Consider the following 26,222-nt stretch of genomic DNA (forward strand, 5'->3'; position numbering starts at 1 on the left):
TGGCCGGGCGCGGCTCTGTCACTTACACTTCGACAATCGATGCGGCACGCGCGGCTCATGTTGTTTCCGGAGTCTCCCGTGCATGGGTTTGTCGGGACGGCGCGGGGCCTCGCGGAGCCCAATCCCGTCCCGGACGTCGCCGCCCTGGATCCCGCGGTCGAGCGCGTGACCTTCGCGGGCGGCTCCCCCCTGGCGCACCCCGCGTTCTGGGAGCTCGCGACGGACTCGCGGCTCACCAACAAAATTCTGGGAGTCGAAACACCCGCCGCTGCGGTCGCGGAAGCGGGCGTCCTCTTGCGGCTGAAAGAAGCGGGCATCGCGGAGCTGTTCGTCGTTACGCGCGGAACCGACGACCTGTCCGTCGCGCTCGAAAGTGGGCTTCGCGTGTACGTGGTGCTCGTCGCCGAGCGGCGCGGTCTGCGCGCGCTGCTCTCCACGGCGGACACACTGTGCGGCAGGGCCCCGCGCCCGCACGGCCTGCTCGTCGCGTTGGCACGCCCGCGGGCGCTCGCGCCCGAGGCGCGCGCACGACTGTTGCCGCCCGGTGCGGCGGCGGAGCTCTCCGCCCGGGTGTTCGACCGGGCGCGGCGCGCCGGCATGGAATACGGCTTCTTCGACCCGCGGGGCGTCTCGCCCTGTCAGTCGGGCGGCGCGCTGGACGCCTTCGGCACCGTGTTCCACCAACGCTTTCGGCTGCTCGCGCGCCAAGAAGAAGCGCTGGTGCGCGTGCCGGCGTGTGACGGCTGCTCCCTCGCGGACGCCTGCGGCGGTCTCGAACCGGACGTCGTGGAAACCTTCGGCAGCGCGGCGCGGCCCGTCCCCCTCGAGACCAGCATGGGTTGGAAGCTGCGGCCCATCCACTCGCTCGATCGCGTCGACTACAAGAACGCCTCGCCCTTCCAAACCCCGGGTGGCCGCGCGCCGCGCACGCTGCTCCGGGTGAACGGGCACTGCAACATGAGCTGTTCGTTCTGCTTCGTCGACCGCACCGTGCCCGACTTCGCGACCGCGGAGCTGAGCCGCACCATCGAGCAGATGTACCGGCAGGGTGGGCGCCACCTGGTGCTCTCCGGCGGTGAGCCGACGTTGCATCCGGATCTCCCGGAGCTCTTGGCGCTCGGCAAGCGGCTGGGCTTCGACACCATCGAGATCCAGACCAACGGCGTGCGGGCCGCCGACGAAGCCTACGCGCGGAGCCTGGTGCAGGCAGGCCTCACGCGCGCCACGATGTCGCTTCACAGCGTGCGGGCCGAGGAGTCGGATCGGGTCACGCGCCTCCCCGGCGGCTTCGACAAGACCGTTCGCGCCATCGACAACTTTCGCGCCCTGGGCATCAGCACGCAGATCGCCCACGTGATCACCAAGGCGAACTACCGCGAGCTGCCGCAAACGGTGCGTTGGCTCGCGGAGCGGTTCCCCGAGTCGGGCGGGCACCTTTCTCTGTGCCTGGCCATCGCCCAGGGCATCAGCGATCTGGTGTACACCTGGGTGGTTCCGACCTTCACGGAAATAGAGCCGTTCGTGCGTGCGGCGCTCGACGACTGCCTGGAGCAGGGCGTCGGCTTCGGTGGGATGATCGGCCAAGGCGGCTATCCACCGTGCATGTTGCGGGGGGACTTGCGTTACTACCGGGCCGTGCTCGACCAAGTCTTCTTGAGCGAGGACTTCGCCGACCAGTTCTACAAGGCGGAGCGCTGCACCGCGTGCAGCTTCGAGCCCTATTGCGTCGGCGTTCGCAGATCCTACGTGGAGACCCACGGTGACGCGGAGCTGCGGCCTTTCCGCGCCGACGTGTCGGAGCTTTCGAGGCTGAAGCCGGTTCCGGCGTCGTTGGTGCAGCTTCGGACCAAGGATGACTTGACCCGCGTCGCAAAAGAGGGGACTTCTGCGGGCTCCTGATGGCGCGAGACATCGAGAACGATTTCGCGAAGCTGGAATGGCTCGACGACGGCCTCATCCGCATCACGCGGACGTCCAAGGCGCTGGAATCCATGGCGGACATGACGGCCGCCTGGGACGACATCTGTCGTGGCCTCCTGTTCGTGGACCGCGCTCGCGTCCGCATGCTGATCGACACCAGCGCGGCGCCAGGTCGCAACGATCCCGCCTTCGAGCGGGCCTTCGCCCCGATTCGCACGGAGCTGACTCGCGGTTTTGCGCGCTGCGCCGTAGTGGTCCGCATGGCCGTGAGCCGGCTTCAGGTCAAGCGCCATGCGGCCACGGACGGGGCCGACGTGCGCGTCTTCACCGACGCCGACGAAGCCCTGCGCTGGCTGCGAAACGGCGACCTGACGGACGCCGCTGTCCTCAAATAGTGGCCTCCCGCTCGCCGCTGGCGGCATGCTAGGAGCGGGGGATCGGGGCCGCGTGTGAAGCGGCCAAGGAGCAGCACCCCGTGGCCAAGCGCAAGACGATCACCAAGAAACGTTCCCCCCTGGCGCCGAGGACGGCGCACATGCGACAGCCGGCCTCGGCCTTCGACAACGCCTTGGTCCAGTTCTCCCGCGCTGCGGAGATCATCGATCTCACGCCAGATCAGGTAGCCGTCATTCGGGAGCCGCGGCGCATCGTCGAGGTGAAGCTGCCCGTTCGCATGGACGACGGGAGCATTCGTGTCTTCAAGGGGTATCGGGTCCAGCACAACATCGCCCGGGGCCCCGCCAAGGGTGGTGTGCGCTTTCACCCGGACGTGACGTTGGACGAGGTGAAGGCCCTCGCGTTCTGGATGACCTTCAAGTGCGCGACCATCGGCATTCCGATGGGCGGCGGCAAGGGCGGTGTGATCGTGGATCCCACCGAGCTGTCCGTCGGCGAGCTCGAGCGCCTGTCGCGGCGCTACTTCGCCGAGATGATCGAGATGTTCGGGCCGGACCGCGACGTCCCGGCGCCCGACGTGAACACCAACCCGCAGGTGATGGCGTGGTTCATGGACACCTATTCCATGCACTACGGCGGGGACTACTTGCCGGCCGTGGTCACCGGGAAGCCGCTGGAAATCGGCGGTTCGCTCGGTCGTGCATCCGCCACGGCCCAGGGCATGGTGTTCTGCGTGAAGCGCGCAGCGACGCACCTTTCCCTGGAGCTTCAGGGAGCCACCGTTGCCATTCAGGGCTTCGGCAACGCCGGTTCCTACGCCGCGAAGCTGCTTCATGAGCAGGGATGTCGGATCGTCGCGATCTCCGACGTGGCCGGCGCCTTCGTCGACCTGGAAGGCATCGATCCCAACGTCGCGATCGAGCACGTGGCGCGTCACAAGAATCTGGCGGGGTTCGACAAGAAACGCGGCATCGAAAAGCTCGATAACCCCATGAAGCTCCTCGAGCTCCCCGTGGACATCTTGATCCCCGCCGCTCTCGAGAACCAGATCACCAAGAAGAACGCCGCGCGGGTGAAGGCCAAGGTCGTCGCCGAGTGCGCCAATGGGCCGTGCACGCCGGATGCGGACGACATTCTCGCCAAGAAGAACGTGTTCGTGATCCCCGACATTCTGTGCAACGCCGGTGGCGTCGGCGTCTCCTATCTGGAGTGGGTGCAAAACCGGATGGGGTACTACTGGCGCGAGGAACGCGTGAGCGAAGACCTCGAGCACATGATGCACACTGCCTTCGACAGCGTGCTCGAGACCTCGAAGGAACACGACGTCCCCATGCGCACTGCGGCGTTCATCGTCTCGATTCAGAAGGTGCTGAAGGCGTCGGAGCTTCGCGGGCTGTACGCCTGACGTGCCGTAGCGGCGGTGGTCCGCATCCGCGACCGGCCCCGCATCCGGCCCTGTGTCTGGCCTTCCCGGCGGCGGGTTTGCGTGGGGGTGGGGGGAGGGACGTAGACTTCGGCCATCATGAGCAGCGAGAACGATATCCGTCGGGTGGGGTTGGTGTTTGCCGGAGGGCCGGCGCCGGGGGCGAACTCCGTGATTCAAGCGACGACCATGGCCTTTCGCCGTCATGGGCGCGAGGTGCTCGGGTTCCAGAACGGCTACTCCGCGCTCATCGACTACGACGCCGAGCGGCGGCCGCTGGTGTATGGCGACGATTACTTCAAGTTCGAGGACCATCACCTGCGTGGGCTTCGGAACAGCCGCGGCATCATCATCGGCACGGCGCGGGCCAATCCTGGCAAGGCGGTGCACTCGGCGGCGGACCTGGAGAACCCTGAGAAGACGGCGCCCCTCGATCGCGTGGTGCGCGGGCTACTGTCCTTGGACGTGGACGCGCTGGTGAGCATCGGCGGGGACGACACGCTGAAGACCGCGAACTTCCTGTTCGAGTACCAGAAGCGCCTGCCCCCCGAGGCGAAGCGGGTGCGCGTCGTGCACGTGCCGAAGACGATCGACAACGATTACCGCGGGATCGACTTCACCTTCGGCTTCTTCACGGCCGTGGACACCATGGCCAAGGAGCTCCTGAATCTGCGAGCGGACGCCTTGGCCACCAAGAGCTACTACGTGGTGGAGACCATGGGGCGCAAGTCCAGCTGGCTCGCCTACGGAACGGCCGTGGCCGGTGAGGCGCACCTGGTGGTGGGGGTGGAGGACATCAGCGGGGATCTCGCGGTCGAAGAAGACGTGGTGGACAAGTCGGGAAAGCGCGTCAAAGAGACGCGGCTCAACCTGGATGGCCTGTGCGACCGCATCGTCGATCTGATCATCACCCGGGAGAAGCGCGGCAAGAAGTACGGCACCATCGTGCTCGCCGAGGGCTTGGCGGAGAAACTGCCGCACAGCTACCTGGACGGCATTCCGCGCGACGAGCACGGGCACGTGTCCCTGGGCCGCGTGGACATCGGTAAGCTCGTTGCGCAGCTTGCGGCCGAGAGGTACCGCGCTCGAACCAACAAAAACAAGAAGCTCACGGGAGTGCAGCTGGGCTACGAGTCGCGCTGTGCGGCGCCGCATGCGTTCGACGTGATGCTCGGAACGCAGCTGGGTGTGGGCGCGTATCGGGCGTTGGTGGAGCAAGGGTTCGACGGTCACATGGTGAGCGTCACCGGGCAGCTGGATCTGCAGTACGTGGCGTTCTCGGAGCTGGTGAACCCCAAGACGTTGGAGACGGAAGTGCGCTACGTGCGACCGGACAGTGACTTCTACCGCTTGGCTCGCCAGCTCGAGACGCGCGTCGAGCACCAGGATTAGAAGGCCGCGCTGACCATCACGCGGAACATGGGTCCGCGCAGCGCGAGGGTGCCCAGATCCAGGGCGGCCACGCGCTGGGGAGCGCTCTCGTCTTCTTCGTCCGGCGAGAGGCGCAAGTCGCTGGCGGTGCTCCAGCCGTAGCCGCCTTCGGCGTGCACGAACATGCGGAGCTCGCCACGCTCGCCGGAGAGGTTCAGGAACTCGAAGGCGCCGCCGGCGACGGCGTCCACCGCAAAGTCCCAGTTTCGGGCGTACAGCTTGGTGCCGGTGGAGGTTTCGTCCATGCGCGCGATGGTGCGCAGGGCAGAGGCCGAGGGGCGGGCGTAGAAATAGAGCTCCGGCATCATGTGGAAGCGCGCCTCGGGGCCGAGGGAAAAGTGATGCATCTCGAGCTCCGTGCGCTCGCCGCGGGCGGTGCTGCGCTGCATGCCGAAATCCCAGAACGCCACCGCCGCGAGGGACAGTTCATCCTTGGTGTACACCGTGCGAGCGCCACCCAGGCTCAGGTGCGGGACGACGTCATCCTCGGAGAAGGGATCGAGGCCCTTGTCGTTGATGAAGCCCGTGCGCACGCCGATGAGCGCTTGCCAACGCGGATACAGGGACTTGGGGCGGGGCGGCTTGGCCGGCTCGGTGGTGCCGGTGTCCATCGGTGGCGCCCCCTGGGGCGGTGCGTTCACGCCGAAGGGCATGAGCGCGGGCGCCGGTGCGGGAGCGGGGGGCGCCGTCTGTTCCACGGGCGGCGGAGGAGCTGCCGGCTCGGGCGCCGCTTCGGGCTCTTCTGTCGTTGTCGCGGGCGCCGGAGCTGCCGGCTTGGCCGGCGGTGCATCCGGGGCCGCGGGCTGCGCCTCTGCGCCGACGGCAAACAGCGAAATCGCGAGAGCGAGACCAAAGGTGAGAGTGCGCATCACTGGAGCCCTCCGAGCAGCAGACCGGGAAAGAACTTGGACCGAGCGGTGTCGGGGGCGAGGCCGTCGAGCACCGTGGCGCCGAGAGCGCCGTGGGCGTCGTCGCCCGCGGTGCTGGCATGCAGCGCGATCACCGCGCGGCCGCCGTCGGCGCGTTCGAAGTCGTGCACCGCCACTACGTTGCGCTCCACCTCCAGCGAGGTGGGGTGCAAGTCGCTCAGGGAGATGCTGGCAAAGTCCGGAGTCCCCGGCCGGAGTGCCCAGGCGCGCTCGCCATCGGGCGATACCGTGAGGTCGAAGCCCGGCGCGTTGGTGAGCATCGGGAAGCTCTGGCGCTGGTCCAGATCCAACACGTAGAACTCGGCGGCGGACGCGCTCTCCAAGATCTTGAGGTGCGCGTACTTGTCGCCCGGGACGTTCTGCACACTCGCGACGCTGATGCCGATGTCGTACGGATCCACGCTGCGGAAGGGCGTTCCGCTGGTCTTGCCCAGGGACCAGAAGGCGATGCCGGTGGTGGAGTCGCTCCACAGCAACGCCACGTCACTCTTCACGGGCTTGTCCGCCACGTCGTCCGTCACGCGGGTGAGGCGCGTGTAGGCCTTCTTCAGATCCACCGTCTCGATCACGGTGGTTGCCGGATCCACGAGGGTCGCTTGCTGCGCCGAGGGCACCAACGCCGCCAAGCGCAGTCCGCCGTCGGTCTGGACGAAGGCGATGTCGCTCGGCACGCCGCCCACGTCGGCGACGTTCACCGTGGGCTTGAACGGCTTGGTGTCGCCGGCCGCGGGCGCGCCTAGCTCCACGATCACCACGTTGGAGTCGCTCGCCAGGCGCACGGCGATGCGAGCGTCGCTCGGATCGTCGGGCTCGCCGTCGTGGTAGGCGACGGACAGCGGGCGCCCCGCCTTGCCCGAGGGCGTCTGCGGCAAGATGATGGTCACCTCGTCCCGCGTCAGATCCGACAGATCCACCAGCGTGACGTCTTGCTCGGTCTCGACGATCAGGAAGCGGCGGGGCTCGCCGTTCGGAACCTCGAGCTCGGTGGTGAAGGTCAGCCGCTCCGGGCGTCCGCCGAAGCTGCGAATGGTCTTCGGGAAAGGCTCGGAGGTGCCGTCGAGCTTGACCAGGATGAGCTCGTTGGGGTTCACCACGATGCCGCCGGCGTCGTACACCACGGCCCACTCCCCCTGTGGATCGATGGCCAGGCCCTGGAGCGGATCCGTCAGCGTGTAGCGAGCGTCGACCTTGGGATTGATGCCTCCGTCGATGACCGTGAGGCTCGGCCGCTCGTCATCGGGCTTGCGTCGCGGTTGCACGCCCTTCGACAGCACGAAGAGCTTCTCGCGGTCCGGCGAAGCGCTGGTCGCCACCACGTTCTTGCCGACCTTCAGCGGCGTGGCGCTCAAGTTCTGGCCCGATGGGGACGTGAGCATCATCACGCGATCGAGCGGCGAATCCACGATGGCCACCGACCCGGACAGGCCCACGTCTTCCACGGGCACGCTGGTGCGTGCGTCCCATGCGTCGGGGCGCCCCCCGCAGGCGACGGTGATGGTGGCGAGCAAAGGAAGTAGGAGCTTCTTCATGCTTGGTCCTCGTCAGTCCACGACCTTGGCGCCGAGCTCGAAGCCGGTGAGCGTCTTGGCGCTGCCGTCTTCGAGATCGACGAACGTGATACGACCCTCGGGGTGCTGCTGCGCGACGTAGCCCTTGCCGGCCAGGGGCACGATGCCGGTGGCCAGGGGCGGGCTTGCGAGGGGGAGCAAGTCCACTTGAAGGTTCGGCAACCGAACCACGTACACGCCGTACACCTTCTTGCCGTCGTCCCGGATGGTGATCAGGGCGCGATCGCTGTTCGGGGCCGGCCGCAGCGCCACGGCGGTGGGCGGTGCGTCGGTACCGACGATCTTGGGGGACAAGAGCGCCGCGGTGGGCACCACAGAGAAAGCTCCCGCCTTGCTGCTGCCCGCGGTGGTGGAGCCGAGGGCGATGGCGTGCTGCGCGTCCGGCGCTGGGAACACCGCCTGGACCGGAGCCTTGAGCGCCACCGTTCGATGGCCGAGATACCCCGCGCCCGCAGCCAGCGAGAGGATCGTCATGTGATCGTTGGGGACGGCGTTGGTGTACAGCAGCGCCACGCTGGTGTCGGCCGACAGCGCCACGCTTCCGAACAGCTCACCGTCCACTTGCACCTGGTCCATGTCCGCCGGGGCGGCGAGCACGCCGGGAACGGGCAGCACGAACACCTCCGAGCTCTCCCGGACCACCGCCACGGCGCGGGTGCCGTCCTCCGAGAGATCGAGATCCGTGACCTCGCCGGAGAGCGTGATGGGCGTGCGGGTACCGGTCCCGAGATCCACGAAGCTCACGTCGGCGCTGCCGTCTCGGCGCACCAGGGCGTAGCTGCCGTCCGGCGTGATGGTCACGTCTCGAGAAGCGGGGTTTTCGAGCGGGTCGTCGGTCACCTCGATCAGGCTGTCCACGCTGGGCTCGCCGCTGCTCGGCAGCGCCACCACCGAGATGCCGGGCTCCGTCACGGCGAAGGCGCGGGTCTCGTTTGCATCGAAGGTGATCTTCGTGGGCCGATAGCCCACGGAAAGAATGGTCGAGCTCTCCTGTCCCGGGTCCACCCGCACCACGGTCACGTCCTGGAAGCCGTCGGTGGGGTCGGGGTTCTTCACCTGGCTGGCATCGGTCCAGGCAATGGCCCAGTGCCCTTTCGGGCTCACGGCCCAGGCGTTGGCCCCCTGGTGTGTGGCCAGCGTCTTCTGGCTGATGGTCGCGTCGTTGCCCACGCGAAACAGCGTGGCGTCGTGACTGAGCACGTTCAGCACGATGGCCACGTTCGCTTCTGCGTTCGCCGGGTCTGCAATGGCCGCGAGATACGTGGGGCCGAAGCCGGCTTCCACGATGCTCAGGTCCAACGTGAAGGCGTCGATGAGGGCCACGCGGCCGCTGGTCGGGTTGGCAGACCACACGTAGCGGCCCGTGGCTACCGGCGCACGGAAGGAGCTCTCGAGCTCCTTCTCCGGCGGGGGCTTGGCGTCCACACCGGCGTCCAGGGTCGGCGCGCCCCCATTGCCACCCGTGGCGACGCCCCCGTTGCCGCCGCCGCCGGAGAACCCGCCCGTGCCGGACGAGGCACCCGCGGAATCGTCGGAGCTGCCGCAGTGGGCCAGCGCCACGACGAGCGCGGCGAGGAATGGAATCGCGAACAGCGAGTCTCGCATGTCAGTTTCCGTCCACGACCTTCGCGCCCAGCTCGAAGCCCGTCAGGGTCCGCGCCTTGCCGTCGGAAAGGTCGATGAAAGTGATGCGCCCCTCGGGGTGCTCTTGCGCCACGAAGGCCACGTTCGCCACGGGCACCATCCCGGTCGCCAGGGGCGGGCTCGGCAGGTCGATGCGATCCACCTGCAGCTGGGGCATGCGCGCCAGGTAAGCGCCGTAGATCTTCTTCACGTCGTCCCGGGTGGTCACCACCGCGCGGGTGCTGGGTGCAGGCCCGATGGCGACGCTCATGGGCGGCGCTTCCGTGCCTTGGATCTTCGGCGGTAGCACGTTGGCGATGGGAACCAAGCTGAACGCTCCGGCCTTCTGGCTCGTGCTTCCGGGAGAAAGCAGGGCGACGGCGTGGCTGCCGTCTTCCGCCACGAAGGCGGCCTGAACCGGAGCCTTGAGCGCCACGGTTCGATAGCTCAGGTAGCTCGCGCCGGAAGCCGTATCGAGCAGCGTCAGGTGGTCGTTGGGGATCGCGTTCGTGTACAGCACCACGACGTCCCCGCTGGGCGAGAGAGAGGCACTGCCGACGATCTCTCCGTCGATGGTCACGGTGTCGTACTGCGCCGGTGTGGTGAAGATTCCGGGGATGGGCAGCACGAACACCTCGGAGCTCTTCGCGGGCGGCGGCGCGCTGGCTTCGGGCAGGCCGGCTTCTGCGTCGCCGCCGTCCACGTCCGCGTCGCCTGCGCTCGCGTCGATGGCGCCCGCGTCCGGGGTCCCGGCGTCGCTCGTGTCGGTGCTGCCGGGGGCACGCACGACGGCCACGGCGCGACTGCCGTCGCCACTGAGATCCAGATCCGTCACCGGACCGCTGAGGGTGACCGTGACCCGGGTGCCGTCCGCGAGCGACACGATGCCCACGTCCGGGCTGCCATCCCGCCGCACCAGGGCGAAGCTGCCATCGGGCGTGACGGACACGTCTCGCGAAGCCGGATTTTCCAACGGATCGTCGGTGACCGGAACGTCCTTCAGCACCGAGGGGCCGAGCGGGGATTCGAGCTCGATGACGCTCACGCCGGGCTCCGTGATGGCAAACGCCCGCGTTTCGTCCTCGCTCAGGAAGATGCGCGTGGGGCGGTAGCCCACCGAGAGCCGCGTTGCCTGAGCCGCGCCCGAGAGATCGACCACCGTGAGATCCTGAAAGCCTTCGGTGGGGTCGGCGTTCGTCAGCTGCGCGGCGTCGGTCCAGGCGATGGCCCAGTGCCCACCCTTGGAAAGCGCCCAGGAGTTGGCCTCGGGGTGCAGCGGTACGGTCTCGGTGGTGACGTTCGCCTTGGCGTCCGCGCGCAGCACCGTGGCGTCCTCGCTCTTGACGTTGATCACGATCGCTTGGCTCGCGTTCGGATCCGCGGGATCGGGGATCGCCGCGAGGTAGGTGGGACCAAAGCCTGCTTCCACCGTGTGGACGTCCAGCGACGTGGCATCCACCAGCGCGATGCGTCCGCTATCCGGGTTCGCCGTCCACACGTACTTGCCGGTGGCGACGGGCGATCGGAACGAGCTTTCGAGCTCCTTCTCCGGGGGCAGACCCGCGTCCGCGGTACCGCCGAACCCACCGGTGTTGCCGCTGCCGCCGGTGGCGCAACCTGGCCCAATGCATGGGGAGGCTCCGCTACCGCCCGCGGCGCCTGCCTTGTCCGACGAGCCTTCGTTCGCTGCGCAGCGCGCGAGGCCCAATACCACCACAAGCATCGATAGACGGCGGACGTCGATGCCCCTTCGACTCCACATCACCCGCATGGGGCGCGGGAAGATGCAATCGCCGCGCCACGTACCATGAGCCCGGGATTTCGAGGGGTGAGCGTGTCCCAGCCCTGACAGTCCTGTCGCACGGCCCTTCTTGGCGACAGAAGCTGTCGCTACGGCTCGGCCTGCACCCGCCGTTTCAGAGTGAGACCTCGCTTCTTGAGCAGCCGATACATGGTCACGGTGTTCACGCCGGCGCGCTCCGCAGCGGCCCGCACGTTGCCGTCGCAGGTCGCCAAAAGATCAGTCAAATAGCGGGTTTCCAAGGGCGCGAGCCAGCTCTCGCGGAGCTCCGCCAGGGTGGCCTCGCGCTGCTTCTGCCGCTTGGGGGCGGGGCGTGTCGCCGTGAACGACCGGGGCAGGTCCTCGGGGCGGATCTCGTCCCCCGTCGCCATGATCACGGCGTGCTCGATGGAGTTTTTCAGCTCCCGGACGTTGCCCGGGAAGTCGTAGGCATGGAGCACCGCGCTGCAGGCCGCGGAAATGCGCGGGGTGGGCTTTTTGTGGCGCTCCGCCGCCTGTTGCACGAACACCTGGGCCAAGATGTCGAGGTTGTCCTTGTAGCTGCGCAGGGGCGGCAGCTCCAACGTCACCACGGAGAGGCGGTAGTAGAGGTCGTCTCGGAACTGCCCGTCCCGCACCATGGCGGGGAGATCACGGTTGGTCGCGCACACCACCCGGACGTCCACTCTCCGTGGGGGCTTGTTGCTTCCGAGCGGCTGCACCTCTCCCGACTCCATGGCCCGCAGCACCTTGGGCTGTAGCATCAGCGGCAGCTCGCCGAGCTCGTCCAGGAACAGCGTGCCCCCGTCGGCCTTCTCGAACTCGCCCACCTTGTTGAAGCTGGCGCCCGTGAAGGCGCCCTTCACGTGACCGAAGAGCACGCTCTCGAGCAGCGTCTCGGGAATGGCAGCGCAGTTCACCGCGACGAACGGACCGCTCGCGCGCCGGCTGTTGAAGTGGATGGCGTGCGCGGTGAGCTCTTTGCCGGTGCCGCTCTCCCCGTGGATGAGCACGGGGGCGTCCGTGGGCGAGACGCGTTCGATCTGTTGCTCCACCCGCAGCCACGCGGGCGACAGTCCCTTGATCAGGAACGGCCGCCCCGACAGCTCCGCGCTGGCCCGATACAGCTGCGCGCGTCGCAAGAACTTGGCGGACGATTGCGCCAGGGCGGAGAGCTCCGCCACGTGCGCTTCGGTGAAGGCGCCCGTCTTTCGCGACGAAGCGGTGATCACACCGATGGGCTTGCCCTGATACGGGATGGGCACGGCCGCGATGCTGAGCACCTCCTGGAAGTAGTGGGCGTAGTTCGCGTCGGCCCGCGTGTCGTTGCTCAGGTAGGCCTCGTTCTGCTCGAAGGCGGTGAGGGCAATCCCGTTGGGTCGGCCGTCGCGCCGCGGTCGCAACACCACGCCGGGGATGTTCACGACCACGCCGTCCACGATGTGAAAGGTGATCTCGAGCCCCTTGTTCTTCTTGTCCCACAAGAAGATGGCGCCGTTGTTCGCGCCCGTGCGCTCGAGCGCCATGTCCATGATGCGGCGCTCGAGAGACTCGATCTCGGCGGCGTGGAGGATCTCGTCAGCGTCCGAAGCCATTTCGCCATTGAGCAATGAATTATTAGAAAGAGCAATGCTTGTTGCATCTGTGCAACAAGCCGCAGGGGCTTTTTCAGGGGTTTGTTGGTCCGGCGCGCTTGGCACGCGGCTCGCACTAGCGCGGCCCGTCGTCATGGAGTTCCCGGTTCTGATTCAGCCCAGCCCCGCTGGGGACAGCGTCCAGGCCTTCTGCCCGGACCTACCGGGCTGCTCTGCGACGGCGACCAGCGTGGACGAGGCCCTCGAGGTCCTCGGCCGTCGCATCAACGACTACTTCGCGCGGGATGCCGAAGAGGCTCTGCCTCCCGGCATGCGGCGCACCGTCATCGTCCTTTGAGACTCGACAGGAGATTTCCGATGTTCGCTCGCTTCTTCAAGACCGCCTGCATGCTCACCCTCGCCGTCTCCGCTGCCGCTTGTGCCAGCGAGACCGGGAGCTCCGAGAACGTTGCCGGTCAGGGTCAGACGATCACGTTCCCCGCGAACGAGGTGGATCTCGTCGTGCAGTTCGTGAACGACCCCGCGACGGACCTTGCCACGTTGGACGAGAGCGTGGGCCTCGACGTGCGTGCTGCCGAGAACATCCTGTCTCACCGCGCGGGTGCCGACGGTGCGTACCCCAGCGCCGACGACAACGCCTTCGACAATCTGGAGGAGCTGGACGCGGTGGCCTACGTCGGCAACTCCGCACTGCAGAAGCTGCGTGACTACGTCGTGGCTCAGCCGGCGTCCACGGCGGAGCTGGTGGAAGGCGTCGAGTTCACCGCCGCGCAGTCCGACGCCGTCGTGTGGGGCGTCAACACCGCCACGGTGGACGAGCTCCGTTACGACGTGGGTCTGGTCCGCACCGCCGCCGAGAACCTGGTGGCGGGCGCGCCCTACGCCTCCGTGACCGAGATCGGCGAGGTGGCCTACGTCGGCCCCGCGGCCCTCGGCGCCCTGCGCACCCACGCCCCGGTGTGGAGCAGCGAAATGGGCCAGGGCGGCGTGAGCCAGGCCGGCACCTACGACGGCGTGACCTTCGACGAGAGCACGGCAGTGACCGCCCTCGCCATCGCCAACACTGCCACGGAGCTGCAGCTCACCTCCGTGGGCCACATGTACCCGGGCGGCGCGAACGCCGTCGTGGCGGGTCGCCCCTACGTGACGCTGGCGGCCGTGGCCGACACCTACGGCGTGGGTCCGTCGTCGATGCAGTCCCTGCACGACTACGCGAAGAGCGGAGAGTTCACCGGCTCCGGTAACTGAGGGGCACCGAGCCGGTGCGGCGCGCGAGAGCGCGCCGCCACGAAGCGCGCCGCGATCACGAGTCGCCGGCGCGCTTCGCCTATTTAGTCTCTTCCTGTCGTCGTTCGCGTATGGCCTCGGTGAGCGCGAAGACGAGTTGGGCGAGCCAGCACACGGCCAGGCCGTTGGTGGCAAGAGCGGCGTAGCGGGCCGGAGCCCACATCATGAGCAGCGTGCAGAGCGCGGCCAAGGTCGCGATGGCACCAAGCACTCGAAAGCCGGCGCTACACGATGAGAGGAGGAAGGCGCCGGCCGCCACGCCTGCGACCATCAAGCCTCCGAACTTGAGCCACACGCGGTAGCGTAGAAGCGCCAGATGTGCTGTCGCTTCCAAATCTGACGTGAGGCCCAGCAAGATCCAGTTCTCTGCCGCGTCCGCCAGACCCGCTACCACGCCGATGGCGGCGAACAGCAGCCAGCCGCCCCGGCCACGGCTGCGCGCAGCGCCGATGAAGAAGCTGGCAATGAAAGAGGAGTAGGTGGCCAGGAAGAGATAGTCCCAACGATTGCCGCGATCCATGGCGGCAATGCGCGCTGCCCGCGCCGGGTCCCCCGGGGGCCCGAAAACGGCGAGCAGATCGGCCGCCGAGCGCGCCACCTCAAACGCCATGACGGGCTTGCCATAGCCCGCGGCGACGTGCGCGCCTTCGGACGGGAACATGGGTAGCAAGAGCAGCGCGACGGCGACGGTTGCGAGTCCGCACGCCGCGCAGAGTGTCCAGGTGAGGTTCCGCGAGCTCATGGCGGGGACGCGACGGGTATCGCGCCGAACCAACAATAAGGTAATCCGGGCTATTTCGGATCCGTGCAGCAGCGGAAGCTCTGGTCGTAGCGCACGTACATCGGCCCGTGCCCGCGCGTCTGGGGGCGGCAGCGCTGGCGCGCCGGGCCCCAGTGGCCGCCCTTGAGGATCATCTTGTAGCCGTACTTACGCACGCTCGTGGTCCATTCGTCCACGTTGCCGGTGGTGTCCATCACGCCGAAGGGGCTCTTGCAGCGCGGGGACTCGCCCGAGCGCTTGGCCTGCCACGCGAAGTCCACGCCCCAGGCGGTGTGCGCCGTGGTCCGCGGTCGAAAGGTGTCCTTGTCCGGCCCCGCCGCCAAGATGTCGATGGTGCACGCGGTCTTGTCCCGCTCGTAGCCGTAGGGATAGGGCAGGCCTTCTTCGCCCTCGCAAGCGAAGGTCCACTCGCTCTCGGTGCACACGCGCTTGTCGACTTTTTCGCAGTACTGCTTGGCCTCGGCGTAGCGCACGACCACCAGCGGGAACTCGCCGTAGCGGTTCGGGAACTCGTAGCGATCCACGCACACGTCCATGCTCTTCTTGGGCAGCGTGGCGACGGTCTCCTTCCAGCGCGTTTCGTCGAAGCTGTCGCACAGGCCCTGGATGGAATGGTCGTTCGTGCGCCAGTGCTTGCAGGCGCGGTCCTGCAGCACCTGCACGCCGTCGGTGTCGTCGCGACCCTTCTCGTCCAGGAGATACTGCCCGCGCACCCGCGCCATGCCGGCGGGGCAGCCTTCGGGATCCAGCGGCGGCTCCGGGGGCAGCGCCGGCAAGCCGTCGGCACTGGCCTGCCAGTTGAGCTTCTCCACCTGGCGCCAGGTGAGGTGCTTCTCGTCGTAGCTCTTCGTGATCTCGAAGCCCAGGGTGGCGAGCAAGGGCTTGTCCGGGCCCCGCGGGGGTGGCGCGCTGGCGGAGGGGGGCGCGCTGGCCACGGGCCGCGCAGACGGTTTCGCGACGGCCGGCGACGACGCGCTGGGAGTCGGCGCGGGGGCCGGCGCCGTGGGGTGTCGATCGCAGCTCGAGGTTCCGAGCCAAACCAACATCCAGATGCAACAGGGAGCGCCGCGCACGTTTCCGGGAGGCAGCTTGTCCGAAGAGCCGCCCGCACTGCAAACGCTCGAGGACCGGGCAGCATTCGGCTGAATTCGCGACCTCGTTGACGCGGGGCGCGCCACGTGTTCCATACGCGGGGTGCAGCCGGCGGAGATCCTCGAGCAAGAGAGCGCGCTGCCTCTGCCCGCGGAGCCCGGCGCCGAGGCGCGCGAGCTTTCTCGGGCCCTCGGCATCTCGCTCACCCTCGCGGACTGGCTCCACCGCCGGGGTCACCGGGATCCGGCGCTGACCAAGCGCTTCCTGGATCCCAAGCTCTCCGAGCTCACTCCCCCCGACGCGATGGCGGACCGCGAGCTGGCGGCGGAGCGCATCGCCCACGCCCTGGGCAGCAGCGAGACCGTGTGCGTGTTCGGGGACTACGACTGCGACGGCATCACTTCGGCGGCGATCACGACGGGGATCCTGCGCGCGCTGGGCGGGCAGGTGGTTCCGCTCCTGGCCAGCCGCTTCGACGGTGGCTACGGCGTGTCGCCGGCAGCGGTGAAGCGCATCGTCGCGAGCGGCGCCAAGCTGCTCATCACCTGCGACTGCGGCTCATCGGATCACGAGACCTTGGCGGAAGTGCGACGCCAGGGCATCGACGTCATCGTGATCGACCACCACTTGGTGCCGGACGAGCCACTGCCCGCCCTCGCGTTCCTCAATCCGCACCGACCGGAGTGCGGCTTTCCTTACAAGGGGCTCGCGTCCTGCGGCCTTTCCCTCAGCGTGGGGGCCGCGGTGCGCGCCCGCATGGGTCGCGCCTTGGACGTGCGACCCTGGCTCGATCTGGTGGCCATCGGCACCATCGCCGACGTGGCGCCGCTGGACGGCGACAATCGCGCGTTGGTGCGGGCGGGCCTCGCACGGGTGGCGCAGGGCGCCCGCCCCGGCGTACGCGCCCTGTTGGAGCTCGCGAGCTTCGACGCCGCGCGGGTGATCACCGGGGAGGACGTCGCCTTTCGTCTGGCGCCGCGGCTCAACGCGCCGGGTCGCCTGGGCCCGCCGGATCTCGCCCTCGAGCTCTTGCTCGCCGAGACCCACGAAGAGGCGCGCGCCGTCGCCGCGCAGATCGAGCAGCTCAGCAAGGAGCGCCGCGCGATCCAAGATCGCATGCTGCGCGAAGCCGTCGAAGAGATCGAAACCGAAGGTTGGGCGGAGCGCGCAGCCATCGTCGTCGGGCGTGAAGGATGGAACCACGGCATCGTGGGCATCGTGGCGGGGCGTCTCGCGTCTCGCTTCGGCAAGCCCGTCATCGTGGCCGGGTTCGAGGGCGAGCGTGGCCGCGGTTCCGTGCGCGGTCCTGCGGGGGCGCGTCTGCACGACGCCCTCAGCCAGATCGCTCCGGTGCTCGAGCGCTTCGGTGGACACCAAGCGGCAGCGGGGGTGGAGCTGACCTTCGACAAGCTCGGCGAGGTGCGGGAAGCCTTCGAGGCCGCCTGTGCCGCAGCGCCCGCTTGTGGCGAGGCTCCCATCGACACGGACGCCCTCGTGCGGCTGCTGCCCGAGGACGAGCCGGACAAGGTGCTGGAAGATCTCGCGCGCCTCGAGCCCTGCGGTCATCAGAACCCGGCGCCTGGAGTGGCGGTGGAGGCGGCGCTCTTGAGCGCTCGGGAGGTCAAGGGCGGCCACCTCAAAATGGAGCTCCAGCTCCCCGGCGGCCGGCGCCTGGCGAGCTTCGCGCCGTCCATGGGATCTCGCGCAGAAGAGCTTTCCGGTCGCGTGGTTGTCGTGGGCAAGCTGCGCTGGGATTCCTGGCGTGGCGGCCGCGCCGTCGAGATCAAAGTCGACCGTATCGTCGGCTGAGTTACCTTTGGACGCGGATGACCGAGCCGCTGATCCAGTTCCGGAACGTGCACAAGGCCTTCGGCGAGAAGGTCGTGTATCGCGGCTTGTTCCTCGAGATCCACAAGGGCGAGGTGCTCACCATCGTGGGTGGCTCCGGCGTGGGCAAGAGCGTGATGCTCAAGATGCTCATCGGTTTGCTCAAGCCGGACCGCGGCACCATCAAGTTCGAGGGCAACGAGGTCACCGTGATGGGGGAAGAGCAGCTCAGCAAGGTGCGTCAGCGCATCGCGATGCTGTTCCAAGCCGGCGCGCTGTTCGACTCCATCAGCGTGGAGGAGAACGTCGCTTACGGTCTGGAGGAGCACTTCCGCTACAAGATGAGCAAGAAGGAAATCTCCGAACGCGTGGAGTGGGCCCTTGGGCTCGTGGGCCTGCCCGGCATCCAACAGATGTGGCCAGCGGATCTCTCCGGCGGCATGCGCAAGCGCGTGGCCCTGGCGCGCGCCATCGCCGTGCGGCCCGAAGTGCTGCTCTACGACGAGCCCACCACGGGTCTCGATCCCATCAACACCGCGCGGGTGAATCACTTGATCATGGGCTTGCAGGAGCAGCTCCACATCACCAGCGTGGTCGTCACCCACGACATGAAGAGCGCCTTCACCATCAGTGATCGCATCGCCATGGTGCATTCCGGGCGCATCATCTGCGAAGGCACGGTAGACGAGTTCCAGGCTTCGCAGGATCCGCGCGTCAGCGACTTCATCGAAGGCCGCGCCCCCGTCAAAGAGAGCGTCGAGACCCTGCTGGTCAGCGGCTAAGGCCTGTTGTCGGTCCGCCGCGGAACCTCGCGCACGCTCCGCCAGCTTCGTCTTGGTCAGGGCCAGAACAGAGCTCAATGCCGCGTTCCTCGTGCCGTTCCATGTCTCAGTGGCCCATCCTGGGCCCGAGGCGGAGGAAGTGACGATGCGGAACGTCAGGTTGAGCGTGAAACTCATCGTTTTGTTCGTCCTGGTCGGCGTGCTCCCGATGACGGTTGGCGCGTACCTGAACTACCGGAGCACCGCGCAGGCACTGGAGGACGCGAGTCGCAGCAAGCTGGAGGCGACACTCACCCAGAAAAAGGGACAGATCGAAAGCTGGTTCGGCGAGCGCCGTGCGGACATCACCGTGCTGGCCTCGTTTCCCGAGGTGAGGGACGCCGCCGAGCAATACGAGTTGGCCTTCGACGACGGAGGTCCACAGGGCGCCCGGTACCAAGCGGTTCAGCAGAAGTTCGATCCCCTGCTGAGAGGCATCAAGGAGGGCTACGGATACTACGATCTGTTCCTGATCTCGCCCTCCGGAACGGTGCACTACACCGTGGCCCACGAGGCGGATTTTGGCAGCGATCTCGTGAAGGGTTCGTACAAGGACACTGCGCTGGCGAAGGTGTTTCGCAGAGCACGCTCGGGGGAGGTGGCGCTCAGCGATTTCGAGTCCTACGCGCCGTCCAACGGCGACCCCGCATCGTTCATTGCGGCGCCCGTAAAACGTGGCAACGAGGTCGTCGCGGTGCTTGCACTGCAGATGCCGCTCGGAACGATCGATGACATCATGCAAGAGCGTACCGGCCTGGGGGAGACCGGTGAGACGTATCTCGTGGGAAGCGACTTCAAGATGCGAAGCGACTCACGGTTCTCCAAGAAGTCGACGGTGCTCGAGCAAGAGGTTCGCACGCAGGGGACAGAGGCCGCCCTCGGTGGCAAGGCGGGGGTTGGCAAGATTGCCGACTACCGCGGCGTGCCGGTGTGGAGCGCGTATGCCCCGCTCGACGTGCACGGCTTGAGTTGGGCCATCTTGGCCGAGATCGACCAGGAAGAAGCCGAGGGCCCCCTGGTCGGCATCAAGCAGCGAATGGCGATCGCCCTCGTCATCATCGCGTTCTTGGTGGCTGCGGTCGGCTACGTCTTCTCCCGGACCATCACGCGGCCCGTCGAGAAGCTCCGGGCGCTTCTCGACAAGGTCGCGCGTGGAGATTTGAGCGAACGCCCGGACATCGACTCGAAGGACGAAGTGGGCCAGATGGCCGTCTCGATTTCCCAGATGGTCGACAACGTGGCCGAAATGCTGGAGAGCATCCAAGCGTCCTCTCGGACGTTGGCCACCAGCTCTCAGGAGATCGCGGCGAACTCCCAAGACCTGTCCAACCGCACTCAGGAGCAGGCGGCTGCGCTGGAAGAAACCTCCAGTACCATCGAGGAGCTGAGTGCAACCATCAAGGGCAACGCGGACCGCGCCGAGCGCGCCAACGCCATGGCGACGAAGACGGCCGGATTGGCTCAGGGCGGAGGTAGTGTCGTGCGGAACGCCGCTCGAGCAATGGAAGAGGTGACGACTACGTCCAAGCAGGTGGCTGAGATCGTGGGAATGGTCGACGAAATCGCGTTCCAGACCAACCTGCTCGCGTTGAACGCAGCAGTAGAAGCGGCGCGCGCCGGCGAGCAAGGGAAGGGCTTCGCCGTGGTCGCTCAGGAGGTTCGGACGCTCGCCGGTAGGAGCGCCGACGCCGCCAAGGAGATCAACGCGCTCATCAAGAACAGCATCGCGAAGATCGACGACACCAGTCGATTCGTGAGTGATTCGGGTCGCACTCTGGAGGGAATCATCGAAGCAGTGCGGGCCGTCGAGTCGGTCGTTTCGGAGATCAGCCTTGCGAGTCGCGAGCAGGCAGATGCCATCCAGCAGGTGAACGTCGCAGTGACTCAGATGGACCAAGTCGTGCAGCAGAACGCTGCGCTCGTGGAGGAGTCTTCGGCCTCCGCAGAGAATCTCGCCCGGGAGGCCGGCGACCTGCGGCAATTGACCACCGCCTTCAAGTTGAGAACGGACGCCGTGGATCTGGCGCCGGAGAGGCGCCGGCCCGTCCGCAGCCTCGCGCCAGCCGGCGGTTTGGCGGGTCATCCAATGGACGAGTTCTTCTGACGCCTTAGAGGGGCGACAGCAGCCAGCGGAACTTGGTGTAGGCTGGCGACGGAATGCAGCCGGGTGACGTGATCGCGGGGCGCTACGAGGTCGTGCGACAGCTCGGCGCCGGCGGAATGGGCACGCTCGTGGAAGCCGTGCACACCGAGACCGGTCGCAGCGTCGCCCTCAAGCTCCTGGTCGTGGACGCGTTCTACGATGCTCGCGCCGCCCGCTGGACGGAGCGCTTCCGTCGCGAGGCCCGAGCCGCCGGCTCGCTGGACGTCGAGAATGTGGTCGAGGTTCTCGACGCAGGGCGCGACGACATCACGGGCCGGCCTTTCATCGCCATGGAGCTGCTCCACGGGAAGGACCTCTCGCAGCTCCTCCACGACGTCGGCGCTCTCAGAGTGGACACCGCTCTCAAGATCGCCGGGCAAGCGCTCGAGGGCTTGGCCGGGGCACATGAAGCGGGCGTACTGCACCGCGACGTGAAGCCCGGGAACCTGTTTCTGGACACGGACGGCCAAGGTCGCATCACGGTGAAGCTGGTCGACTTCGGCATTGCGAAGATCACCCGGGACGAGCGCCTCTCCAGCATCACCCGCACGGGGCAGCTGGTGGGCACACCGCTGTATCTGTCGCCCGAGCAGGCGCGGGGCATCCCGAGCATCGATGTTCGAGCGGATATCTTCTCCCTCGGAGTGGTGCTCTATCGCATGCTGAGCGGCGTGCCGCCGCGGGTGATGAAGACCGGCCTCGTGGATTTCGTGCTGGAGCTGTGCAGCACGCCCACGCCGCCGATCCGGGAGCGTGCGCCCTGGGTGCCCACCCCCGTTGCGGCTCTGGTGCATCGCGCGCTGCGGTCGGATCCCGACGACCGCTATCAGAGCGCCCGCGAGATGCTCGACGATCTGCGACTCTTGGTGCCGGACCTGGCGCTTTCGGAAGTCGACTTGGTCGCGAGCAGCAAGGCACCACCGCCGCCGCTCTTCGATTCCAGGACCGCGGGCAAGGCCATCATCGCGCCCACCATGGACGACCCCGCGTTGGATCCGGACCCCGTCGAGATCCCGGTCCGCCGCCGCTATGGCGCGGCAGTGGTCGTGGGCGCCCTCGTGCTCGCCGCGGCGGCGGCCGCGACGGGCTACGTGTGGATGCGCTGACGCGGCGCGGGGGAACCGTGGCGAAATGGGCCGGCGCCTCGCGACGGGGATCGCGCCGGACCAACAAAAAAAGCCCCGGCCCTGAGACCGGCTTTCGCCTTCGGCCCGTCGATACTACGCTTTGACTTCCTTCGACGGTCCTCATGGCCATCAAGCGCGACATCAAAGTGGGGCTCTTCGTGCTCGTGGGGCTCATCCTCATGGGGGTCGTGGTGTTTCTGATCGGCGACGAGCGCTCGCTGTTCGAGGCCAAGGACGACTACAAGGCCGTGTTCGAGGACGTCCAGGGTCTGAAGCCCGGCTCGCCGGTGCGCATGGGCGGTATCGACGTGGGCAGCGTGTCCAAAGTCGCCTACTCCGACGACCCCAAGGACCTGAAGCTGTACGTCACCCTGAGCATCGTGCGGGCGGAGGCGCGGCGCATTCGCGTGGACAGCACCGTGAGCATCGAAGGCAAGGGCCTGCTCGGCGACAAGATGGTGGTGCTCACGGCGGGAGATCCGGAAAAGGACCGGATCCCGGCGGGGGGCGTGATCTCCACGGAGCAGACCGCGAGCATGGAGGCCACCATCTCCAAGCTGACGGGCATCGGCGACAAGGTCGACAAGGTCGTCTCCAACTTGGAAAAGACCACCCACGCCCTCTCCAACGAGCAGTTCACCAACGACCTGCAGGGCACCCTCAAGTCCCTGAACAGCATCCTGCGGTCCGTGGACCAGGGGGACGGCTACGCCTCCAAGCTGCTGCACGACAAGAAAGAGGCGGAAAAGCTGTCCCGTACGCTGTCGAACCTGGAGCGGTCGTCAGCGGAGCTGGACCGCACTTTGCGGGGCGTGAACTCCATCGTGGGCCGGGTCCAGACGGGGCCCGGCTTCGCCCACGAGGTGCTGTACGAGAAGGGCCCAGGGGAGTCCTTGAACCAATTCGGCGGTGCGGCCCAGGAGCTGGCCCTCACGCTGAAGGGCATTCGTGAGGGCAACGGCCCCGCCCACAGCATCATCTACGGCGACGATCAGAGCCAGCAGCTGATGGGCAACATCAACGCCATGAGCCGAGACCTGAGGCACATCGTCGCGGACGTGCGGGCGGGCAAGGGCACCGTGGGCGCGCTGCTCGTGGACCCCAGCGTGTACGAGGACATCAAGATGGTCCTCGGCAACGTGGACCGGAACAAAACCCTCCGCGCTCTGGTTCGATATTCCATCAAGCAGGACGAGAAGGCTCCCCGAGTGGACGTAGCGGACCCCAAGCCCGCGCCCATCCCCAAAGCGGCGGAATCCGGATCGGCCTCTTTGCCCGCAGAAGAGAAGCCCTGAAGGACCCAATGCAGGGCAGCGGTTTGTCGTCCATCGTTCTATACTCCCCGTGATGCGTATTCTCGAGCGCCTCGGCCGAGCCCTCGTGGTGCTCGGCGTTTTTGGTCTGGCCTCCTATTTCGCCCTGAATTTCGGCACCGGTGGGCTGTGGCGCGGGCTCGAAGCCGCCCACGCCGTCACTGCTCCGGGCGGACCCAAGGCGCCCTACGATCTCACGCAGCTGTCGGCCGTCAACGAGACGCTGAAGACGATCCGCGACAAGTACGTGGACCCGTCGCGCATTCGGCCCCAGCAAATGTTCCTGAGCGCCCTGAACCAGGTTCAGAAGGAAGTCGCCCAGGTCATCATTCTCCACGACGAGAAGGCCCCCACCGTGAAGGTGCGGGTGGACACGGAAGAGCGTGAGTTCCGCGTCGACAACGTGCAGGGCCCCTGGGACGTGGCGGCGCGGCTGCGCGAGGTCTTCGCCTTCTTGCAGGCCAACCTGAAGGACACCGAGGTCGATCTTCGGGACGTGGAGTACGCCGCCTGCAACGGCATTCTGCGCACGCTGGATCCGCACAGCATCTTCCTGTCGCCGGAGGCGTACCGGGAGATGAACCTGTCCACCTCCGGTCACTTCGGCGGTTTGGGCATCGTGATCTCGATTCGCGATCAGATGCTCACCATCATGCGGCCGATGCCGGACACGCCGGCGGGGCGCGCCAGCCTCAAGCGCCTGGATCGCATCACCAAGATCAACAACGAGTCCACGCTCAACATGCCGCTGGACGACGCCGTGAAGCGGCTGCGCGGCAAGCCTGGCTCCAAGGTCACCATCTGGGTGCATCGCGACGGCACCGACGGCTGGAACGGCTCGCGCCCCTTCGAGCTCACACGCGAGGAAATCCGCATCCATAGCGTGGATTCGCGACCTCTCGGCAACGGCATCGGCTACGTGCGCATCAAGCAGTTCCAGAGCAGCACGGACGACGAGCTGGAAGCGGCGCTCACGGAGCTCGGCAAGCAAGAGCGCATCAAGGGCTTGGTCATCGACCTGCGCGGCAACCCCGGCGGGCTCCTGGACCAGGCGGCGAAGGTCGCCGACCGCTTCCTGGACCACGGCGTGATCGTGGCCACTCAGGGTGCCAGCGAGGGGCGCGAAGAGAAGCGCGCCACGCGTCGCAACACCGAGCCGCCGTATCCCATCGTGGCGCTGGTGAACGGCTCCAGTGCCAGCGCCAGCGAGATCGTGGCGGGGGCTCTCAAGAATCTGGACCGCGCGGTGCTGGTCGGCCAGACCACCTTCGGCAAGGGCTCCGTGCAGCTGGTGTTCCCGCGCATCACTCCAGACGGCGCCGCGCTCAAGCTCACCATCGCGCAGTACCTCACGCCGGGAGACATCTCCATCCAGGGCGTGGGCGTCGCGCCGGACGTGCAGCTGGATCCGATGACCGCCGACAACCTGGAGATGGACCTCTACAGCGAAGAGAGCCCGCTTCGGGAGCGCGACCTCACCAAGAGCCTCACCGGTGCGGCCAAGCGCCCGTCGGATCGGCCGTTCTTCAAGCTGCGCTACAACCTGCCCGAGGCCGAGCGGGCCAAGATGCGCGAGCTGGGCGGGGACATCGAGGACGAGTTCACGCTGGATTTCCCCATCTCCTTCGCGCGGGATCTGGTCGGCAAGCTGCCTCCGGGCCGCCGGCAGGACGAGCTGCGCGCCGCCAAGGGCTTCCTCGAGCACACGCAGGACGCGCAGGTGGCCTCCATCGCCGCGGATCTGTCCAAGCTCGGCATCGACTGGAGCGCTCCGCCGAAGGACGTGAAGGAGGGCCCCAAGGTCACGGACTTCGACGTGAAGGTAGAGACGGACCGCAAGGGCGACACCGTGACTGCCGGCGAGCCGATGACCTTGAAGGTCACGGTGAAGAACAACGCCAAGGAGCCCATCTATCAGCTCCGCGCCATCACCAAGAGTGACAGCGGCTACTACGACGAGAAGGAGCTGGTGTTCGGCCGCGTGAACGCGGGCGAGGCCAAGTCCGCGACGGTGCCGCTCGGTTGGTGCGACATCGACGGCCGCAAGCCCGGTTCCACCAAGCCGCTACCCACGGACGCGAAGCGCAAGTGCAAGCTGCCGATGGACGCCGTGGAACGACAAGACGTGGTCAAAGTTCGCTTCCACGCGGAAGGTGGCGCATCGCCCAAGGAGGCGGAGATCCGCCCCACGGTGAAGAGCCAGCCGCGGCCGATCTTCGCCTACACCTATCAAATCGTGGACAACCGTCCGGGCAACGGCGATGGCCAGCTCGCCCGTGGCGAAGGCGCGACCATGTACCTGACGGTGAAGAACGTCGGCAAGGGTCGTTCCTACGAGACGCAGGCGAACCTCAGAAACCTCACTGGGGACGGCCTCTTGCTCCGCGCCGGGCGCTTCGACGTGTCCAACATGAAGCCCGGGGACGTGCGCCAGGTGGCCTTCACCTTCGACGTGCTCGATGCCCTGAGCGAGAGCTTCGCCAAGGTGGAAGTGAGCGTGGCGGATCGCGATCTGCGGGCCGTCGCCAGCGAGAAGATCACCATTCCCATCACGCGCAGCGGTCTGTTCGTGAACAAGGCGAACGGCACCGCCCGCGTGAACGAGAATGCGCCGGTCCGCGGCCAGCCGGTGGACGATTCCCGTGTCATTGGTGACGTGGCCAAGGGCAGCGTGGTGGAGAAGCTCGGCACCTTCGGCGGCTACGCCAAAGTGAAGCTGGACGGCACGCGCTTCGGGTTCGTTCCCAGCAATCAGCTCACGGACGGTGGCGGCGCCGCCAAGGTCAAGCTCACGCCGCGGCTCACGCACTCCCCGCCGTTGCTCGAGGTGGAGCCCGCGGCTTTGGCTACCCGCAGCAACAAGGTGCACTTGCAGGGCACCGCCACGGACAACGATCGCGTGCTGGACGCCTACGTGTTCGTCGGCGCGCGCAAGGTGTTCTACCAGTCCAACCGCAAGGGCAAGGATCCCAAGAAGCTCAGCTTCAGCTTCGATGCAGAGCTCAATCCTGGCATCAACGTGATCACCGTCGTCACTCGCGAGAGCGAGGACACCGCTACCCGTCGCACGATGATCGTCCGCCGGGATGGCGCCAACGGAGAGGCGCTACCCACGCCCAAGAGCGACGATTTCGGCGAAGACTGGGAGTTCTCCGGCGAGTGATCC

19 protein-coding genes are annotated in these 26,222 nt (G+C 67.2%); 12 read left to right on the plus strand and 7 right to left on the minus strand.

Translation table 11 applies throughout. From position 1 onward, the window contains the following. Positions 1–39: 39 nt before the first annotated feature. From H6717_31820 to H6717_31835, 4 genes are all read left to right on the plus strand, one after another. Positions 40–1,899 (plus strand): radical SAM protein, encoded by a 1,860-nt coding sequence (locus H6717_31820; GenBank protein ID MCB9581662.1) that lies wholly within the window; start codon positions 40–42, stop codon positions 1,897–1,899. Continuing rightward, entirely contained in the window at positions 1,899–2,315 is a 417-nt protein-coding gene (locus H6717_31825; GenBank protein ID MCB9581663.1) for an STAS/SEC14 domain-containing protein, read from the plus strand. The genes H6717_31820 and H6717_31825 overlap by 1 nt, the downstream gene beginning before the upstream one ends. 140 nt (positions 2,316–2,455) lie before the next feature. Continuing rightward, on the plus strand, positions 2,456–3,721 hold the full coding sequence (locus tag H6717_31830) for a Glu/Leu/Phe/Val dehydrogenase (protein ID MCB9581664.1): 1,266 nt from the start codon (positions 2,456–2,458) through the stop codon (positions 3,719–3,721). A gap of 117 nt (positions 3,722–3,838) precedes the next feature. Continuing rightward, on the plus strand, positions 3,839–5,131 hold the full coding sequence (locus tag H6717_31835) for a 6-phosphofructokinase (protein MCB9581665.1): 1,293 nt from the start codon (positions 3,839–3,841) through the stop codon (positions 5,129–5,131). On the opposite strand, the gene H6717_31840 is transcribed toward H6717_31835, so the two are convergent. The 5 genes from H6717_31840 to H6717_31860 form a co-directional block, all read right to left on the minus strand. Then, a complete protein-coding gene (locus H6717_31840) occupies positions 5,128–6,042 on the minus strand; it encodes a hypothetical protein (GenBank protein MCB9581666.1) in 915 nt (304 codons plus the stop codon). The two genes, H6717_31835 and H6717_31840, sit on opposite strands and share 4 nt — an antisense overlap. Continuing rightward, positions 6,039–7,628: a hypothetical protein gene (locus H6717_31845; protein MCB9581667.1), complete on the minus strand. Its 1,590-nt coding sequence runs from the start codon at positions 7,626–7,628 to the stop codon at positions 6,039–6,041. The genes H6717_31840 and H6717_31845 overlap by 4 nt, the downstream gene beginning before the upstream one ends. A gap of 12 nt (positions 7,629–7,640) precedes the next feature. Further along, on the minus strand, positions 7,641–9,272 hold the full coding sequence (locus H6717_31850) for a hypothetical protein (protein ID MCB9581668.1): 1,632 nt from the start codon (positions 9,270–9,272) through the stop codon (positions 7,641–7,643). A gap of 1 nt (position 9,273) precedes the next feature. Continuing rightward, on the minus strand, positions 9,274–11,004 hold the full coding sequence (locus H6717_31855) for a hypothetical protein (GenBank protein ID MCB9581669.1): 1,731 nt from the start codon (positions 11,002–11,004) through the stop codon (positions 9,274–9,276). Positions 11,005–11,180: 176 nt separating this feature from the next. After that, positions 11,181–12,665, minus strand: coding sequence for a sigma-54-dependent Fis family transcriptional regulator (locus H6717_31860; GenBank protein ID MCB9581670.1), 1,485 nt, complete (start codon positions 12,663–12,665; stop codon positions 11,181–11,183). A 133-nt stretch (positions 12,666–12,798) separates the two neighbouring features. On the opposite strand from H6717_31860, the gene H6717_31865 reads away from it, so the two are divergent. Both H6717_31865 and H6717_31870 read left to right on the plus strand, forming a co-directional pair. Continuing rightward, a complete protein-coding gene (locus tag H6717_31865; protein ID MCB9581671.1) occupies positions 12,799–13,002 on the plus strand; it encodes a type II toxin-antitoxin system HicB family antitoxin in 204 nt (67 codons plus the stop codon). Positions 13,003–13,022: 20 nt separating this feature from the next. After that, positions 13,023–13,913, plus strand: a complete 891-nt coding sequence (locus H6717_31870) for a hypothetical protein (GenBank protein ID MCB9581672.1) — start codon at positions 13,023–13,025, stop codon at positions 13,911–13,913. A 79-nt stretch (positions 13,914–13,992) separates the two neighbouring features. Here H6717_31870 and H6717_31875 read toward each other — a convergent pair whose 3' ends face one another. Together H6717_31875 and H6717_31880 are read right to left on the minus strand one after the other, a co-directional pair. Continuing rightward, positions 13,993–14,613: a hypothetical protein gene (locus H6717_31875; GenBank protein ID MCB9581673.1), complete on the minus strand. Its 621-nt coding sequence runs from the start codon at positions 14,611–14,613 to the stop codon at positions 13,993–13,995. Between the two features lie 131 nt (positions 14,614–14,744). Then, positions 14,745–15,668, minus strand: coding sequence for an SUMF1/EgtB/PvdO family nonheme iron enzyme (locus H6717_31880; GenBank protein ID MCB9581674.1), 924 nt, complete (start codon positions 15,666–15,668; stop codon positions 14,745–14,747). A 211-nt stretch (positions 15,669–15,879) separates the two neighbouring features. Between H6717_31880 and recJ the strand changes: the two genes are divergently transcribed. From recJ to H6717_31910, 6 genes are all read left to right on the plus strand, one after another. Further along, positions 15,880–17,634 (plus strand): single-stranded-DNA-specific exonuclease RecJ, encoded by a 1,755-nt coding sequence (gene recJ / locus H6717_31885; protein ID MCB9581675.1) that lies wholly within the window; start codon positions 15,880–15,882, stop codon positions 17,632–17,634. Positions 17,635–17,651: 17 nt separating this feature from the next. Beyond that, complete coding sequence (locus H6717_31890) at positions 17,652–18,434, plus strand: ABC transporter ATP-binding protein (GenBank protein MCB9581676.1); 783 nt, start codon at positions 17,652–17,654, stop codon at positions 18,432–18,434. Positions 18,435–18,600: 166 nt separating this feature from the next. Continuing rightward, the gene (locus tag H6717_31895; protein MCB9581677.1) at positions 18,601–20,577 is read left to right on the plus strand and encodes a HAMP domain-containing protein; all 1,977 of its coding nucleotides are present in this window, start codon (positions 18,601–18,603) and stop codon (positions 20,575–20,577) included. A 53-nt stretch (positions 20,578–20,630) separates the two neighbouring features. Beyond that, positions 20,631–21,722: a serine/threonine protein kinase gene (locus H6717_31900; GenBank protein MCB9581678.1), complete on the plus strand. Its 1,092-nt coding sequence runs from the start codon at positions 20,631–20,633 to the stop codon at positions 21,720–21,722. Positions 21,723–21,865: 143 nt separating this feature from the next. Then, positions 21,866–23,038, plus strand: coding sequence for an MCE family protein (locus H6717_31905; GenBank protein ID MCB9581679.1), 1,173 nt, complete (start codon positions 21,866–21,868; stop codon positions 23,036–23,038). Positions 23,039–23,090: 52 nt separating this feature from the next. Further along, the gene (locus tag H6717_31910; protein MCB9581680.1) at positions 23,091–26,219 is read left to right on the plus strand and encodes a PDZ domain-containing protein; all 3,129 of its coding nucleotides are present in this window, start codon (positions 23,091–23,093) and stop codon (positions 26,217–26,219) included. Positions 26,220–26,222: the final 3 nt, after the last annotated feature.

The sequence above is a fragment of the Polyangiaceae bacterium genome, assembly GCA_020633235.1.
GTDB lineage: Bacteria > Myxococcota_A > Polyangia > Polyangiales > Polyangiaceae > JACKEA01.